The 15,951-nt window shown below is 69.0% G+C and carries 12 protein-coding genes; 8 read left to right on the top strand and 4 right to left on the bottom strand.

Features of this window, described 5'->3' with window-relative positions; all coding sequences use genetic code 11:
- The first annotated feature begins 21 nt into the window (after positions 1–21).
- Both AC5LXK_RS32690 and AC5LXK_RS32695 read left to right on the top strand, forming a co-directional pair.
- Positions 22–2,916 carry a glycoside hydrolase family 2 protein gene (locus AC5LXK_RS32690; protein ID WP_493394757.1) on the top strand — a complete coding sequence of 965 codons (2,895 nt, stop codon included), beginning with the start codon at positions 22–24 and terminating at the stop codon, positions 2,914–2,916.
- Between the two features lie 102 nt (positions 2,917–3,018).
- Positions 3,019–3,228, top strand: coding sequence for a hypothetical protein (locus AC5LXK_RS32695; RefSeq protein ID WP_493394758.1), 210 nt, complete (start codon positions 3,019–3,021; stop codon positions 3,226–3,228).
- A gap of 76 nt (positions 3,229–3,304) precedes the next feature.
- Here the strand turns inward: AC5LXK_RS32695 and AC5LXK_RS32700 are convergent, their stop codons facing one another.
- Positions 3,305–3,439, bottom strand: coding sequence for a hypothetical protein (locus tag AC5LXK_RS32700; RefSeq protein ID WP_006767081.1), 135 nt, complete (start codon positions 3,437–3,439; stop codon positions 3,305–3,307).
- A 400-nt stretch (positions 3,440–3,839) separates the two neighbouring features.
- Between AC5LXK_RS32700 and AC5LXK_RS32705 the strand changes: the two genes are divergently transcribed.
- The gene (locus AC5LXK_RS32705; RefSeq protein WP_493394759.1) at positions 3,840–4,322 is read left to right on the top strand and encodes a hypothetical protein; all 483 of its coding nucleotides are present in this window, start codon (positions 3,840–3,842) and stop codon (positions 4,320–4,322) included.
- A gap of 70 nt (positions 4,323–4,392) precedes the next feature.
- Entirely contained in the window at positions 4,393–5,202 is an 810-nt protein-coding gene (locus tag AC5LXK_RS32710) for an alpha/beta fold hydrolase (RefSeq protein WP_493394760.1), read from the top strand.
- A gap of 52 nt (positions 5,203–5,254) precedes the next feature.
- On the opposite strand, the gene AC5LXK_RS32715 is transcribed toward AC5LXK_RS32710, so the two are convergent.
- The 3 genes from AC5LXK_RS32715 to AC5LXK_RS32725 are packed head-to-tail and all read right to left on the bottom strand — an operon-like array spanning position 5,255 to position 9,317.
- Complete coding sequence (locus AC5LXK_RS32715; RefSeq protein WP_493394761.1) at positions 5,255–7,237, bottom strand: DUF4034 domain-containing protein; 1,983 nt, start codon at positions 7,235–7,237, stop codon at positions 5,255–5,257.
- Between the two features lie 14 nt (positions 7,238–7,251).
- Positions 7,252–8,034: a DUF1266 domain-containing protein gene (locus AC5LXK_RS32720; RefSeq protein WP_493394762.1), complete on the bottom strand. Its 783-nt coding sequence runs from the start codon at positions 8,032–8,034 to the stop codon at positions 7,252–7,254.
- Positions 8,028–9,317, bottom strand: coding sequence for a hypothetical protein (locus AC5LXK_RS32725; RefSeq protein ID WP_493394763.1), 1,290 nt, complete (start codon positions 9,315–9,317; stop codon positions 8,028–8,030). Before AC5LXK_RS32725 ends, AC5LXK_RS32720 begins: the two co-directional genes overlap by 7 nt.
- A 612-nt stretch (positions 9,318–9,929) precedes the next feature.
- Here AC5LXK_RS32725 and ampC point away from each other — a divergent pair.
- The 4 genes from ampC to AC5LXK_RS32745 all read left to right on the top strand — a co-directional run bounded on the left by ampC (position 9,930) and on the right by AC5LXK_RS32745 (position 15,824).
- The gene (gene ampC / locus AC5LXK_RS32730; RefSeq protein ID WP_493394764.1) at positions 9,930–11,099 is read left to right on the top strand and encodes a class C beta-lactamase; all 1,170 of its coding nucleotides are present in this window, start codon (positions 9,930–9,932) and stop codon (positions 11,097–11,099) included.
- 164 nt (positions 11,100–11,263) lie between these two features.
- Positions 11,264–13,375 carry a hypothetical protein gene (locus AC5LXK_RS32735; RefSeq protein ID WP_493394765.1) on the top strand — a complete coding sequence of 704 codons (2,112 nt, stop codon included), beginning with the start codon at positions 11,264–11,266 and terminating at the stop codon, positions 13,373–13,375.
- A gap of 12 nt (positions 13,376–13,387) precedes the next feature.
- Entirely contained in the window at positions 13,388–13,648 is a 261-nt protein-coding gene (locus AC5LXK_RS32740) for a hypothetical protein (RefSeq protein ID WP_493394766.1), read from the top strand.
- A 37-nt stretch (positions 13,649–13,685) separates the two neighbouring features.
- Entirely contained in the window at positions 13,686–15,824 is a 2,139-nt protein-coding gene (locus AC5LXK_RS32745) for a phosphocholine-specific phospholipase C (protein ID WP_493394767.1), read from the top strand.
- The last annotated feature ends 127 nt before the right edge of the window (positions 15,825–15,951 follow it).

Here is a 15,951-nt window from a genome sequence, read left to right on the forward strand (position 1 = left end):
GCAATCAGGGAGGATAACTAAATGCAATCGAGAGAACGCCGGAAGTTCCTGTCCTACAGTGCTGCGCTGGTCGGTACGAGCTGGCTGGCCGGCTGCAATGGAGATATCGATTCGCCTGCGGGTGCATCGGGCACGCCGGGCGCGGACGGCCCGGCGACCGTCTCGCCCACCGTCCCCGGCGTGCCGGCCGACCCGGAGCACGGCCTGCTGGCCACGCAGGAGCTCACGCAGAACTGGACGTTCGCGTCCGCGAGCAGCCTGCCGGGCGCGAGCGGTGCGCAACTGTCGGGCGTGGGCGGCATGACGGGCATGGCGCCCGCGACGGTGCCCGGCACCGTACTGAACAGCATGATCGTCAACGGTAAGTATCCCGATCCGTTCTACGGCCGCATCGTCACGGACACCATTCCCGATACGCTGAAGGACACCGACTACTGGTACCGGACGACGTTCGCGGCGCCGGCCCGGCAGCCGGGGCAGCGGCTGTGGCTCAATTTCGACGGCATCAACTATTGCGCCGAGATCTGGTTGAACGGCGCGCTCGTCGGGCGGCTCGAAGGCGCGTTCAAACAAGGCGCGTTCGACATCTCGCGGCTGGTGCCGCAGGCGGGCGGCGCGGCCAGTCTCGCGGTGCGTGTCGTCAAGCTGGATTTCTCCGAAGGGCCGCTGCTGCCGAACTACGCGAGCGGCGTCACGCGCGGCGGCCGCAACGGCGGCCCGACCGGCGTCACGCTGAAGAACGGCCCGACGTTCTTCTGCTCGGCCGGCTGGGACTGGCTGCCGACGATCCCCGACCGCAATCTCGGCATCTGGCAGCCCGTTTCGTGGTTCACGACCGGTTCCGTACGCATCGCGGCATTCAATGTCGCGCACACGTTGTCCGCCGACCTGTCGCGCGCGGAGCTGCGGCTCGATCTCGAACTCGACAACGGCTCGGGCGCGGACCTCGTCGCGACGCTCGTCGGCCGTATCGGCAACGGCGCGACGTTCAGCCATGACATCGCGATTCCCGCATCGAATACCACGACGAAGGTATCGCTCACGTCGTCGGACATCGCGGCGCTGTCGATCGCGCAGCCGCGCCTGTGGTGGCCGAACGGGTATGGCGAGCCGAATCTCTACGCGGTGACGGTGGGCGTCAAGGCCGGACGCATGCTGTCGGACGAGCGCACGCTGAACGTCGGGCTGCGCCGCATCGACTATTCGCGCGACATCGGCATGGGCAAGCAGCTGAGCATCGCCGTCAACGGCCTGCCGATTCTCGTGATGGGCGGCAACTGGGGGCTCGACGAAGCATTGAAGCGCATTCCGCGCGAACGGCTGTTCAACCAGGTGCGGCTGCATCGCGACGCGAACCTCAACCTGATCCGCAACTGGAACGGGCAGAGCACGAGCGACGATTTCTTCGATGCATGCGACCGCTACGGGATCCTCGTCTGGCAGGACTTCTTCTTCTCGACCGAAGGGGACGGGTCGGGCGCCGCCAACGTGCCGCGCGATCTCGACAACATCCGCGACGTGATCGCACGCAACCGTCATCGCCCGTCGATCCTGCTCTGGTGCGGCGGCAACGAAGGCTCGCCGCCGCCGGCGCTCGTCAAGGGGCTCGACGCGCTCGTCGCCGAGCTGGACCCGCAGCGCCTGTGCCTCACGAGCTCGGCGGGCGATACGGGCGCCGGCGCGGTGAACGGCTACTCGTCCGGCGGGCCGTACAACTGGGCGTCGCCGCAGGCGGCGTTCAGCCGCGGCTACGGCACGACGTCGGTCGCGTTCCACAACGAAGTCGGCTCGCACTCGATCCCGACGCTCGAATGCGTCGAGTCGATGCTGCCGCCCGGCTCGTACGAATGCCCGGACGATTTCTGGGCCGACCGCGACATGAACGGCAACGGCGCCGGCTACTGGCAATACGGGATCTCGGCCAGCGGCGGCGCCGGCTACATCGCCGTGACGGCGCTGCGCTACGGCGCGATCCGGAATCTCGCCGACTTCGTGCGCAAGGCGCAGATGATGAACTACGAGTGCATCCGTTCGATCTACGAGGCGAATGCGGCCGTGATGATCGGGCCGGTGGCCGGCAAGATCACGTCACCGGCCACCGGCGTGATCATGTGGATGACGAACCCCGCGCAACCGAGCTTCGTGTGGCAGATGTACAGCCACGATCTCGAGGAACACGCGTCGTTCTTCGCGGTGCAGCACGGGTGCCGTCGCATCAACGCGATCCTCGATGCGAATACCGCCGACGTGACGATCGCGAATCATACGGGCGCGGCCGCCACCGGCAGTGTCGAGATGCGCGTGTACAACCTGGACGGCACGCTCGGCAGCCGGGCCACGGCCGATGCCGGCGGTGTCGCGAAGGCGTCGTATCGCGTGGTGGCGAACCTGAAGGCCGCGATGGCCGCCGCGAAATCCGATGTGTGCATCGTGTCGCTCGCGCTGACCGATCCGGGCGGCAATATGCTCGCGGAGAACGTCTATTGGCGGCAGCGCGACGGCGGAGACACGTCGTACACGTCGCTCGACACGATGCCGGGCGCGGCCGTCTCCGTCAGCGCAACGTCGGCCGAGGCCGACGACGTGACGACGCGCATCACGGTCAATGTCGCCAACGTCGGTGCGGGCGTCGCGCTGATGACGCACCTGCAGGCGTTCGATCCGTCGACCGGCGCGCGCATCCTGCCGGCGTTCTACAGCGACAACTACCTGAACCTGGTGCCGGGTGCGAAGCGGCAGATCACGATCGACCTTCCGCATGCGAGCGGTGCACCGGTGTCGCGTGTCGCGCTGCGGCTCGACGGGTGGCGGCTCGACCGTCCGAACTGCAGGCTCGGGCTCGGCGGCGTGCCGGTCGTCTTCAACGAGCGCGCGCTGGCGGTCGACCAGGCCGTGGCGACGTTCGCGGCGTGCTGAGCCCCCGGACGCGTGATGGGGGCGCGGTGAACGCCGGGGCGAATTGCCCGGCGTTCATTCGCCGCGCGGCTTCGGGTACCGGGTGGGACAGGGGGATGAACCGTGGAGACATTTCAGGCGCTGCGCATCCGGGCGCTGAAGCAGGCGCTGGATGATGAAGTGCACGGCTTGTGGATCAGTCACGAGATGGCGGCAAACATCATCGCGAAACTCGATGAAGCGATGTCGATCGCGCAAGCCGGCGATGCGGATCGCGACGGTGCGTGTGCGGTGCGTTCGACAGCGGGTGGCGCGCAACCGTTCAAAGGCTGAACGGCCGGGCGAACCTGCGAGGCGCGCGCATGAGGATGCGTGCGGAAAGAAAGGCGCGCCCGGTGCGGTCGCGCGTTTACGGGCGCAGCAGGTCGAACCCGCCGAAGACGACGACACCGCTGAGCACGATCATCGCGACGGAGTGCTGGCCGAAGTAGAGAATCGCGGCGGCAAGCCACGTCGTGATGCAGAAGGCGCCGATGCGGGCCATCGTGTGTTCCTCGAATGCGTGATGGAGTGCGTGTGCGCCGCACGGCGCCGATCGTTCGAACGGGCGAGCGGAGCGCAGGCGGATGGAAGGGGCGACCCGCGATGCCGCGATTGCGGCATCGGCATGCGGTTGCATGCCGCGCCCGGAAGGGCGCGAGTCGAGACCGGCGGCGTGGCTCATGCGGGCCCGAAGGCGGCCGCCGCGCGCATCCTGCCGGCGAAACGGCGATTTTACCCGCGCCGCCGTGCCGCCAATCTGGCCCTTTCGCGATGAAAATGCGGCAATCGTCGGGAAATCCGTCTGACCCTGATACTCAAGTTTCATGTGACGAATGCCGTAAACGAGTTGGAAGGCGGTTCCAGCCGCTCCAGGATTCGTTTACCGACACAGGACGGACACCATGCAGATCGATTTCTCCACGACGACGCGATCCCCGCTGGCGGACAGCAACGTGACCGCCAACGCGAACGCGCCCGCCGCGACGTCGTCCACCGGCGGCGCAACGGATGCCACGAGCGCCACGAGCGCCACGGGTGCGACCGGCACCACCGGGACGACGGGCACCACCGGTACGAAGGATTCGACGGGCGCCACCGGCGAAACGCTCGGCGCAGGGGGCGCATCGTCGGACAACCCGGCGGTCTCGCAGCTGAAGGCGCTGATCGAGCGGCTGCAGAAGCAGCTCGCGACGCTGGAGCGCCAGATGGCGGCCGCCGCCCAGCGCGCGAAGGACGACCCGGCCGCCGCCATCGAGCAACAGTCGCTGAGCGCGGAAGCCAGCGCGATTTCGGGGGCGCTCTCGACGGCGATCTCGCAACTCGCGGCGGCGCTCGAGAAATCGGGCGGCTCGTCGTCGGGCGGGCTCGTGTCGACGCAGGCCTGAGCGGTCGCGGCCGCCCGGGCCGCACGCATTACAATCGCAAGCTGGTCTCCCTCGACAGGACGGCTGAACGATGAATGCGGAATTCGACGACGAACTCGTCCGCTTCGATGCGGAAGGCGGCACGCCGCTGCCGGCGGCCGATACGCAAGGATGGCTCGAACACGACGGCGCGCGCATCCGGCACGCGTCGTTTGGCCACGGGCCGCCGGTCGTGCTGCTGCACGGCGGCCTCGGCCACGGCGGCAACTGGGGCAACCAGGTGCCGGCGCTGGTCGCGGCCGGCTATCGCGCGATCGTGATCGACAGCCGCGGCCACGGCCGCAGCACGCGTGACGATCAACCCTATTCATACGAACGCATGGCATCGGACGTGCTCGCGGTGCTCGATGCGCTGCACGTCGGCCGCGCACGCTTCGTCGGCTGGAGCGACGGCGCGTGCATCGCGCTCGTGCTGGCCGCCCGCGCGCCGGAGCGCGCGGCCGGCGTGTTCTTCTTCGCGTGCAACATGGATCCGGGCGGCACGAAGGAGATGGTGCCGAGCCCGCTGATCGACCGCTGCTTCGCGCGGCACCGCAAGGACTATGCGCGACTGTCGGCGACGCCGGACCAGTTCGACGCGTTCGTTGCGGCCGTCAGCGAAATGATGCGCACGCAACCGAATTACACCGCGCAGGATCTCGCGGCGATCGAGGTGCCGGTCGCGATCGTGCAGGGCGAGCACGACGAATTCATCCGGCCCGAGCATGCGGCGTACCTGGCGCGGACGATACCGGGTGCGACGCTGACGATCCTGCCCGGCGTGAGCCATTTCGCGCCGCTGCAGCGGCCCGCGCGGTTCAACGCGGCGATGCTCGCGTTTCTCGACCGGTTGCCGGGGTGACACGCGGGCGGCCTGCGCGGCCCGCTGCCGGGCCCGCGCGCGTCGTTCGCGCTCAGACCATCGCGTTGTCGGCGCCGGGGATCTCGTGCGCCTTGATCTGCTTGCGCTGCATCTTGTAGCGCAGCTTCGCGAGCATGCCGTCCTCGTAGCTGATGCGCGTGATGGTGCGCACGAACGCGTTGTCCGGTGCGATGGCCTGGGCGCCCATGATCCAGCGTACGCCTTCGCGATAGTCGTAGAGCGACTTGTCGCTGATGTCGGCGAGGAAGAACGACAGGGTGGCCATGGCCGCCGGATGCCCGCCGTCTGCATAGCGGCGCAGTTCGTCGAGATAGCGATGGCGCGACGGATGATCCTCGATGTCGCTGATGAGCGACAGCATCGCGTCGAGGCCGTCGGGGTTGTCCATCTCGTGCGCCTTGCGCGCGGCTTCGACGGATTCGATCCGCATGCGCGTGCGCTCGGCCGCGTCGGTGCTTTCCTGCGCGATGAGCGAGTAGGCGAACGCAAGCCGATAGGCGCCCATGTTGCCGCCACCCTCCATCGACTCGCGCAGGAAGTGCGCGGCGCGGTACAGGTCGCGTTCGACGTACATGCCGTCCTTGTAGAAGCATCCGAGCAGATAGCCGCACGAATTGCCGCCGGCCTCGTAGCCGAGCTGGCAGATCGCGACCGCGTCGGCCGGGCGGCGCGTCTCCAGCGTGGCTGCCAGCTCGTTCCACGCGAGCGAGCCCGGCTCGTTCACGCGCGCGGCCTCGAGCCACGCGTCGCTGAGCGCGGCGTCCTGCGCGAAGCCGAACGTGCCGGTACGGTGCCCGTAGCCGCGCAGGATCATCGCCGACGTGCAGGCACGCGCATTCGATGCACGCTCGACCGCGCCGGTGAGCCAGGTGCCTTGCGGATCGAGGTCGAGCATCAACTGCAGGCCCATCGCCATCGCGTGGTTGTCGTTGATCGGTTCGTTGCGCTCGGCTTCCTGCAGCCGCGCATAGGCCGGCTCGTACTCGTTGCGCTTGAAGTGACTGTGCGCGAGCCAGTGCAGCGTTTCCCAGCGGTGATACGGATGCAGCGCGGCTTGTGCGCGTGCGAGCGTCGCGGTCATCGCGCTGCGCGCGTCATCGGCGTCGTTGTCCGAATCGAGCGTATTGCCGAAGTAGTCGTCGCGCCAGATCTCGTGGCGCAGCCGGTCCTTCTCGACCGCATCGAGATGCGCGCACGCGGCGGAATCGACGAACGCGCGGACGTGATCGTGCGAGCCGCCCCAGCGCGGCTGCATGTACCAGATGAACGTGCGCATCGAGAAGAACTGGTTCGGGTGGATATGCAGCGTCGCATCCATCCAGTACCACTTTTCCTTGCGCAGCTTCTTGCCCTGGACGGGGCCGGGCAGCGCTTCCGGGAATTCCGCCGGGCAGGCGACCGGCACGTCGGGATTCAGCCCCGAATGCGCGAGCATGCGCTGCAGTTCGGCGCGCGTGGCTTCGTCTTCGGCGCCGACGTTCAGGTGCAGCTCGGTGACGGGCCAGCGGCGCTCGCGCACGAGCTGCGTGAGCCACTCGGGCTCGCCGAACGACGACACGCTCGTGAAGATCACCTTCGGCGCGCTCCACATCGTCGGCGTGAGCACCAGCGCGCGCAGCGCGGCGACGATCGTCAGCGTCGCGCACGCATGCGCGCCGATCCAGCCGGCTTCGGTCACCGTTTCGGCCCAGCCCGAACCGCGGTATTCGTAGGCCCAGTGGTGCCAGTAATGCGCTTCGCACAGCCACGCGTGCGCGGAGCGCGGGTTCGCGGCCTGCCATGCGCGCAGGCGCGCCAGGCCTTCGGCGCCCGCGTCGATGCACGGCTGCACGTCGGCCGGCAACGCGTCGACGTATAGCGCTTCGGCGGTGCGGTCGGTGAAGCTGGCGGCGAGCGCGGCATCGAGCTGCGTGTCGAGCGCGGCAAACTCGCCTGCGCGCAGCAGCGCGTCGACGTCGCAGATGAACCAGCGGGATTTCGCGGGCGGAATCAGGTCGGCGGGAGCGGAGGGCATGTCGGTATCGGCGGTCATGACGAAACGGGTTGGGGATCGAAGATGCGGTAGCGCTTCCACGGCAGCGAAAGCCAGTTGCCGGACGGGTTGCGCAGGTGTTCGCGCACTTCCTGCGTGGCGCGCGACGAGGCAGGGCCGTCCTGGCCGCTGCCGCGCAGCCAGTGCTGGCGTGCGCGCGCATACGCGAGCCCGAAGTCTTCCCAGCTGTCGAAGCTGTCCTGTGCGCGCTGCGCGTTGAGCAGCAGCACGATCCACGCGTGCTGCTCGGACGTCCAGCCGAGCAGGGCGATGCAGCGCACGAGGAACGCGGTGCGGGCGCAGTCGAATGCCAGCGCGTCGCGCACGCGCCCCTCGGCCGCGAGCTGCTCGTAGAAACCTTCGTGCGAGCGGCCGACGCCGCGGATCCAGCGCGTGAGGATCGACGGCACGCGCTGCACGATCTGCCACTCGGGCAGGTCGGCCGGCAGGTCGAGTTCGCGCCGCACCTGGCGCGCGAGCTGGTCGCGCTGCGTGTCGGGCAGCGCATAGACGAGATCGTCGCAATCGCAGCGCAGCCCGTTGCGGATCAGCAGGATGTCGGCCAGCGCGAGCGACCAGCGACGGCGGTTCGGCGGCGCCTGGTCGGCCAGCGATTGCGCGAGCTTGACCGCCGCGGTTTGCCGGACCGGCACTGCGGTGTCGGCCCCCGCGGCCTGGTCGGCGTCGACTTCGCGCACCATGCGCGCGGCGGCCCGGAACGAGCGCCACACGTACCACACGAGCCACAGCACGGCCGCGCCGATCAGCAGCTTCAGCATGACGGACTCCCGTCGGCGGGTGCCGGCAGTGCGAACGCCGCGCACAGCGCGGGATCGATCGCGATGCCTTCGATCTCGAAAGCGGTCGCGGCCGGCGGCGCTTCCGGTTCGCGTGCGGCCGGCAGCGCATCGGCCGGCAACGCGTGGCGCGCGGCCGCCGCGACGGCCGGGTCGATCTGACGGAGCCGGCCGAGCGCATGGGGCGCGTTGCGCAGCAGCAGCCATTGCAGCGCGGCCGGCGGCTGCGGGAAATGCTCGATCAGGTGGAAGTTCTCGCTCATCACGCTAAGCAGGTGGTCGGGCGAGCGCACGTCGGTGACGAAGGTCCAGGCACCGGCGGCCGCGCCCGGCGCGTCCGGTTCGAACACGAGGCCCATGCCCTCGCAATCGGGATGACGCTCGCCGCGCGGCGCGAGCGCGCGCAGGAACTGGCGGACGTCGTCCGCGTAGCGGCGCACCGGATGGCGGTTCTGCTTGCCCTTGATCTGGTCGATGCGCAGGCCGTCGCCGGTCACCTGCAGGCTGATCGTCACGTGCGGCTGGTTGCCCGCGCCGCGCAGCGTGAACAGGCGCAGCCGGCCGTCCTGCGCGGCCTGCACATACTGCTCGCCGTAGCCGCCGCGCAACCGGCGGCGATCCGCGAACTGGCCGAGGCAGTGCTGCATGGCGTACGACTCGTACGCGAGTTCCTCGCGCAGCGCCGCATGATCGCCGGCGAATTCGAAGACGATTCCGTTCGGCGTGCGCAGCACCTCGCGCAGCGCGAGGCCGCTGCTCGGCACCCAGCCCTTGTCGCGACGCGCCTGCATCCGCTGGTGCTCGCGCTCCCACATGTCGAGCGCCATCGCGCACGTGATGCGTTGCAGCTTCTGGGCGAGCCGCGTGCCGGCGCGCGAGCGCAGGAATTCGACCAGCGTGCGTTCGCGGTCGACCAGCAGCATGTGCTCGGGATCGATGAAGTAGAGCGGCTTCGGCGCGACGGCGAGCGCGGGCGCCGGATCGGCCGCCGTGCCGGATGCCGGTTGCGCGCGGAGCCGGCGCACGAGCCAGTCGGGCGCCGGCCGGTCGGCGCCCGCGAGCGCACGGTAATCGGCGAGCGTATCGAGCGGCTGCGCCTGCTCGAACGCACCGACGACCCAGCGGAAGAAGTGGTTGCCGAGCCACGCGAGGATGTCGGCCGGATCGCCGCGCTCGGCGCTGCGGCGGGCGATGGCCGCCTTGATGTCGGGCGCATTGACGACGTCGCGCGGCCGATAGGCGGACGCGGCCACGGTTTCGGTCAAGGGGTCACTCTCCGGTCGGGCAGGGCATGCACGGGCAGCGCGTGCGGGACCCTGGCGGTTCTTTCGGCTCGCGGGCGAAACGGCGAACGGGCGCGCGGCAAAGCGCGGCGGCGTTGCGGGTTCCGGTTCAGGTCGGTCGATGCGTGAACATCACGCGACCGCGCGGTAGCCCGTGACGCGGGATGGAATGATCGGCGAATGGCGATTCATTGTTTCTCTCAGGATGGATTCTATTTTTTTGCTTCCGCGAGTCTACTGCGATCCACGCGGGCGAATCAATCGCGCGGTGTGCCGGCATGTGCCGATCTGACAAGACTTATTCCTTTTTTCGTCGATTTTCGATGCGGCGTCATTCGGCTGCGGGATTCGATACTGTCAAAACTGACAGGCTTTCGCGGCATACCGGCAGGCGATCTCGCGAGTACGGCAATGCAAGCCGGTGCGCGACCTGTCCCATAAGTTTTTCTTTTGGCTTGTGCAACATATCGTCGATTGTTGGCCGCCGGCCGGTAGCGGATAGTCCTGCTTCGACAGGCCGGCCGTCGCAGCTTCCATGCGGTGCGGCCGGATCCGTTGTTCATGCAACCATCAGAAATCAAAGGAACCGCAACCATGCGATTCAACGCGACACGCTTCGCCGCGACCCTGTTCGTCGCTGCATGCGTCACCGCGACGGCCGGCCGCGCGGCCGCCGCTACGCAGGACGATCTTCACGACACCGTGACCCGCCACATCGCGCCGCTGATGAAGCAGTACGCGATTCCCGGCATGGCGGTCGGCATCGTCGCCGACGGCAAGCCCTACGTGTTCGACTACGGCGTGATGTCGAAGCAGACCGGCAAGCCCGTCACCGGCGATACGCTGTTCGAGATCGGCTCGGTCAGCAAGACGCTGACCGCGACGCTGGCGGCCGACGCGCAGGAAGGCGGCGAACTGTCGCTCGCGGACCCGGCGGGCAAATACCTGCCCGCGCTGCAGGGCAAGCCGTTCGGCGTCGTCACGCTGCTCAATCTCGGCACGCATACGCCGGGCGGCATGCCGCTGCAGGTGCCGGACAGCATCCGCAACGACGCGGACCTGATGCGTTATCTCGAAGCATGGCGGCCCGCGTATGCGCCAGGCACGTACCGCACCTATTCGAACGTCGCGATCGGGATGCTCGGCTATCTCACCGCGAAGGCGATGCACAAGGATTTCGCGGTGCTGATGGAGCAACGGCTCTTTCCCGCGCTCGGGATGATGCATACGTACATCAACGTGCCGCCCGCGCGCCAGGCCGACTATGCGCAGGGCTATGCGAAGGATGGCAAACCGATCCGGATGTCGCCCGGCATGCTGTGGCAGCCGGCGTACGGTGTGCGGACCACGGCGGCCGACCTGCTGCGTTTCGTGCAGGCGAACATGGGCCTGATCCAGACGGCGCCGCGGCTGCAGCGCGCGATCGAGCGCACGCATACCGGCTATTTCAGCGCGGGGCCGCTGACGCAGGACCTGATCTGGGAACAGTATCCGTATCCGGTTGCGCTGCCGACGCTGATCGAAGGCAACGCGCCGCCGATGCTGTTCAACGCGACGCCGGCCAGCGCGATCAAGCCGCCGCTCGCACCGAACCCGAATACGTGGATCAACAAGACGGGCTCGACCAACGGCTTCAGCACGTATGTCGCGTTCATCCCCGCGAAGCGGATCGCGATCGTGATGCTCGCGAACGGCAGCGTGCCGATCGAGGACCGCGTGAAGGCCGCGTACCAGATTCTCGGGACGCTCGGCGACGGGCGGTAACGTTTCCACGGCCGGGCCGGAGACGTCGCCCGGCCCGGCACGCCCCAAAAAAACTGATACCTGTATCGGCGCGCTTCTGCAAAACGAAATACGCGCATCGCATCCCCTGAGCAGAATCCGGGCAGATCTCCGGGCGTGTCCGGATAGTCCAGTCAGGGGGAAAGATGCGGAAGACCACTCTCGCGCGGCTGCTGTGCGGGCTGACCTTGGTCGGCGCGCTCGGCGCGTGCGGCGGCAACATGGATGGCTCGGGCGGCGCGGCAGGCTCGTCGACGAACGCGGCCGGCGGCACCGACAACGGCAAGGGCAACGGTGGCACGCCGCCGGGCCAGCAGGTCGCGAACCGCGCGCTCGTGATCGAGCTCGACGGCGTGACGTACGCGGCGCTCGCGGCCGGCATCGCCGGCGGCACGCTGCCGAACCTCGCGAAGCTGCATGTCGCGCCGGCCTACAGCGGCGGCGTGAACGGCCTGCTGTCGCAGCAGCCGAACCTCGACACGCCGAGCTGGGCCACGCTGCTCACCGGCGCATGGGGCAACCGCCACCAGGTACTGTCCGACGCGCCGAACCAGGCGCTGCAGGCACCGACCGCCTTCGACACGCTGAAGACCGCGAACGCGGGCCCGCTCGGCGCGGCCGTCGGGTCGCCGGCGCTCGCCGCGCTGCTGACGGCCGGGCGCAACGCGGGCAATCTCGACACGCTCGCGAACTGCGCGGCGGTCGACAGCTGCGTGACCCAGCAGGGCGCCACGATGATCCAGCAGGGTTACTCGCTCGTCGTCGCGCAATACCACTCGGCGCAGGATGCGGCGCTGAACTACGGCCTCGGCGCGACCGCGTACGCGAATACGCTGAAGCAGCTCGATGCGGCTGTCGGCGCGCTCGTCGCCGAAACCGCGAAGCGCAACAAGGAGAACTGGCTGGTCGTCGTCACCGGCGGCCACGGGCTGAACGCGGCCGGCGGCAGCGACGGCCTGCCGCTGCTGCCCGAATCGACGACCTTCATCGCGATGAACCAGGCCGACAACGGCCGCCTGGGCAGTGCCGCGCAGCCCGCGTCGCTGGCCGACCTGCACGCGCGTGCCAGCATCGCGGACATCGCGCCGACCGTGCTCGCGCAGTTCGGCGCGCTGCCCGCGCCGTCAGCGTACGAAATGGACGGCGGCGAGCTGATCGGCGCGCAGCCGGTGTCGCAGCTCTCGGGCGCGGCGAGCGCCGACGGACACAGTGTCGTGCTGACGTGGGCCGCGCCCGCGAGCGGCGCGATCACGGTGTACCGCGCGGGCCAGCAGATCGCGACGCTGCCGGCCGGCACGACGACCTATACCGACAGCAATCTCGGCCTGACCGCGGCCGGCACCTACAGCTTCGACTACGTGGTGACGGCAGGCGGCGCGCCGCTCGGCAGCATCGCGCGGATCGCGTACGTGCCGCCGCCGCCCCCGCCGCCGCCGCTCGCGACGACGCTGAAGAACGGCCTCGCGTCGTACTACCCGTTCGGCGCGCTGCCGGCCGTCGACGCGCTGAACGCGAGCACGATGGGCCCGTTCTCCGCCGCCGCGAACGGCGGCTCGCTCACCGCTGATCCGTTCGGCGGCCAGGCGCTGCAGGTGACGACGCAGACCGTCGACACGAACGGCTACGACGGCTACAAGCTCGTGCAGAATGCCGACATCGCGGCGCAGGCGCAATTCACGATCGGCATGTGGCTGAAGACGCCGTGTACCGACGTGGTCGGTTTCGGCACGCCGGTGTTCGCGAACAAGAACTGGCAGAGCGGCAAGAACGCGGGCATCGCGATCGGTCTGTTCCCGCAGGCGTCGGGTGCGCCGTCGGGCACCTGCAACATCCAGTACAACGCGGGCGACGGCACCAACCGCAACGACCTGAAGACGATGAGCGTGACCGCGAACCAGTGGGTGTACGCGGCGTTCGTGATCGACACGGTCGGCAAGACGATGACGGCCTACACGTTCGACCCGGTGCTCGGCGAGCAGAAGCAGAGCACGCCGCTGACGGTGTCGGCGGCCGCGCTGCCGGGCCTCGGCACGAAGACGTTCGGCGTGAACGAGGACGGCACCGGCCAGTACCACATGCTCGCGTGCGGCTATCCGGCCAGCCACTACAGCGGCGGCTACACGGTCAATGCATGCACGACCGTGAAGCCGAACGTCGAAGGCTTCTCGGATGTCGCGATGTGGAACCGCGTCGTGACCGAAACCGAACTGCAGTCGGTCGCGGGCTCGGGCAAGCCGCTGTCGACGATCCTTCACTGACGGAGTGCCGACATGAACATCGCAAATCTGCGCCGCGTGCGCGTCGCGCTCGCCGCCTGCGTGCTGAGCGCGCTGGTCGCCGGGTGCGGCGGCGACGATTCGACCGGCACGCCGGCCGGCGCCGCGAAGGCGAACGCCGCGCCGGCCGGCGCGGGCGGCGCGAGCGCGCCGGTGCCGATCGTCGCGCTGCCGGGCGCGGGCCCGTGCGCCGCGTCGGGCACGGCCGCGCTGCCGTCGCCGTTGCTGAATTCGCAGCTGCGCTGCGCGCCGTGACGCGCGCGCCTTTCCGGGACGACACTCCTTCTCGACCATGACTTCCATCGACCGCCGTTCGTTTCTCCGTGCCGCCGCTGCCGGCACGGCCTTCTCGATGTTCCCGCCGGCGATCCGGCGCGCGCTCGCGATTCCCGCCAACAACCAGACGGGCACGATCAACGACGTCCAGCACGTCGTGATCTTCATGCAGGAAAACCGCTCGTTCGACCATTACTTCGGCACGATGCCCGGCGTGCGCGGCTTCGGCGATCGCCTGACGATCCCGCAGCCGGGCGACACGCCGGTCTGGCAGCAGAACGACGGCAAGCGCCCGGTGCTGCCGTTCTATCTCGACAGCACGAAGGGCAATGCGCTGCTCGTCGGCGGCGCGCACTCGTGGACCGATTCGCACTCGGCGTGGGACAACGGCCGGATGACCGCGTGGCCCGCGTCGAAGGGCGATGCGTCGATGGGCTACCTGCGCCAGGCCGACCTGCCGTTCCACTTCGCGCTCGCGAATGCGTTCACCGTGTGCGACGCGTACCACTGCTCGCTGCACGGCGGCACGAACTCGAACCGGATCTTCCTGTGGACCGGCACGAACGGCCCGACGGGCTCGAACACGGCCGTCGTGAACAACGACGGCTGGGACGGCCTCGGTGCGTCGAAGACGGGCCTCACGTGGACGACCTACCCGGAGCGCCTGCAGGCGTCGGGCGTGAGCTGGAAGGTCTACCAGAACATGCCGGACAACTACACGGACAACCCGCTCGCGGGCTTCGCGACGTTCCGCAAGGTCAACGAGACCGTGCCCGGCTCGCCGAATGCGCCGTACACGCCGGCGATGGAGGCGCTGTCGCCGCTGTACAAGGGGATCGGCAACACGATGCCCGACGGCGGCTTCCTGCAGTCGCTTGCCGACGACATCGCGGCGAACCGGATGCCGCAGGTGAGCTGGATCGTGTCGCCGACCGCGTACTGCGAGCATCCGGGCGCGTCGACGCCGGGGCAGGGCGCGTACTACCTGCAGCGGCTGCTCGACACGCTCACGGCGAACCCGGACGTGTGGAGCAAGACCGTGCTGTTCGTGAACTACGACGAGAACGACGGCTTCTTCGATCACATGCCGCCGCCGAACCCGCCGTCGCGCAACACGGACGGCACGTATGCGGGCAAGTCGACCGTCACCACGCAGTACGAGTACTTCACGCTGCCGAACCCGCCCGGCGATTCGTCGCCGCTCGCGCCGGACGGCCGCCCGTACGGGCCCGGCCCGCGCGTGCCGATGTTCGTCGTGTCGCCGTGGAGCACGGGCGGCTGGGTCAACTCGGAAGTGTTCGACCATACGTCGGTGCTGCGTTTTCTCGAGCAGCGCTTCGGCGTGCAGGAGCCGAACATCAGCCCGTGGCGCCGCGCGGTGTGCGGCGACATGACGTCGGCGTTCAACTTCAGGAACCCGAACGGCAACCCGGCGACGTCGCTGCCGGCGCCGACCAAGGCCGCGGCCGATGCGCAGCACGTGCAGCAGAGCCTGATGGGCGCGGTGCCCGTACCGTCGGTCAGTGCGCAGCAGATGCCGGTGCAGCCGCAGGGCACGCGGCCGTCGCGCGCGCTGCCGTACGAGCTGCATACGAGCGCGAGCGCCGATGTATCGGGCGGGCAGCTGTGGCTCACGTTCAGCAACACGGGGACGGTCGGTGCGGTATTCCACGTGTACGACAAGCTGCATCTCGATCGCGCACCGCGCCGCTATACGGTCGAGGCCGGCAAGCAGTTGTCGGATGCGTGGACCGTGGTGGCCGACGACGCGGGCAACTACGACCTGTGGGTGCTGGGGCCGAACGGCTTCCTGCGCGAATTCCAGGGCAACGTCGCGAAGGCCGCGAGCGGGCCCGTGCCGGAGATCCGCGTGTGCTACGACCCGGCGAACGACGCCGTGTACCTGACGATCATGAACGTCGGCAATGCGGCGAGCCAGGTCACGGTCACGTCGAACGCGTACCGCACCGACGGCCCGTGGAGCTATGCCGTGCCGGCCGGGATGCAGGTCGAGCCGTACTGGACGCTTGCCGCGTCGAGCGGCTGGTACGACTTCACGCTGGCGGCCGAGAACGGCCTCGTGCGCCGCTTCGCGGGCCGCGTCGAGACCGGCCGGGACAGCATCAGCGATCCGGCGATGGGCGTGTCCAGCTGACGGGCGCCGGCCGTCTGGCCGGCGCCGCATCCCCGGCAGCCGCCGGCGCGCCGACCCGCGCCAGCGGCTTTTGTGCGCGGCTTCGCGTGGGCGAGGCCGCGCGTTTTTCATTCCTTCCTGTTCACAC

It is taken from the genome of Burkholderia pulmonis (genome assembly GCF_984667975.1).

Bases quoted from the DNA above. Each gene is read 5' to 3' on its own strand.
- AC5LXK_RS32745 (WP_493394767.1), top strand. From the start codon at position 13,686: ATGACTTCCATCGACCGCCGTTCGTTTCTCCGTGCCGCCGCTGCCGGC.
- AC5LXK_RS32705 (WP_493394759.1), top strand. From the start codon at position 3,840: ATGCAGATCGATTTCTCCACGACGACGCGATCCCCGCTGGCGGACAGC.
- AC5LXK_RS32710 (WP_493394760.1), top strand. From the start codon at position 4,393: ATGAATGCGGAATTCGACGACGAACTCGTCCGCTTCGATGCGGAAGGC.
- AC5LXK_RS32700 (WP_006767081.1), bottom strand. From the start codon at position 3,439: ATGGCCCGCATCGGCGCCTTCTGCATCACGACGTGGCTTGCCGCCGCG.
- AC5LXK_RS32740 (WP_493394766.1), top strand. From the start codon at position 13,388: ATGAACATCGCAAATCTGCGCCGCGTGCGCGTCGCGCTCGCCGCCTGC.
- ampC (WP_493394764.1), top strand. From the start codon at position 9,930: ATGCGATTCAACGCGACACGCTTCGCCGCGACCCTGTTCGTCGCTGCA.
- AC5LXK_RS32720 (WP_493394762.1), bottom strand. From the start codon at position 8,034: ATGCTGAAGCTGCTGATCGGCGCGGCCGTGCTGTGGCTCGTGTGGTAC.
- AC5LXK_RS32715 (WP_493394761.1), bottom strand. From the start codon at position 7,237: ATGCCCTCCGCTCCCGCCGACCTGATTCCGCCCGCGAAATCCCGCTGG.
- AC5LXK_RS32735 (WP_493394765.1), top strand. From the start codon at position 11,264: ATGCGGAAGACCACTCTCGCGCGGCTGCTGTGCGGGCTGACCTTGGTC.
- AC5LXK_RS32690 (WP_493394757.1), top strand. From the start codon at position 22: ATGCAATCGAGAGAACGCCGGAAGTTCCTGTCCTACAGTGCTGCGCTG.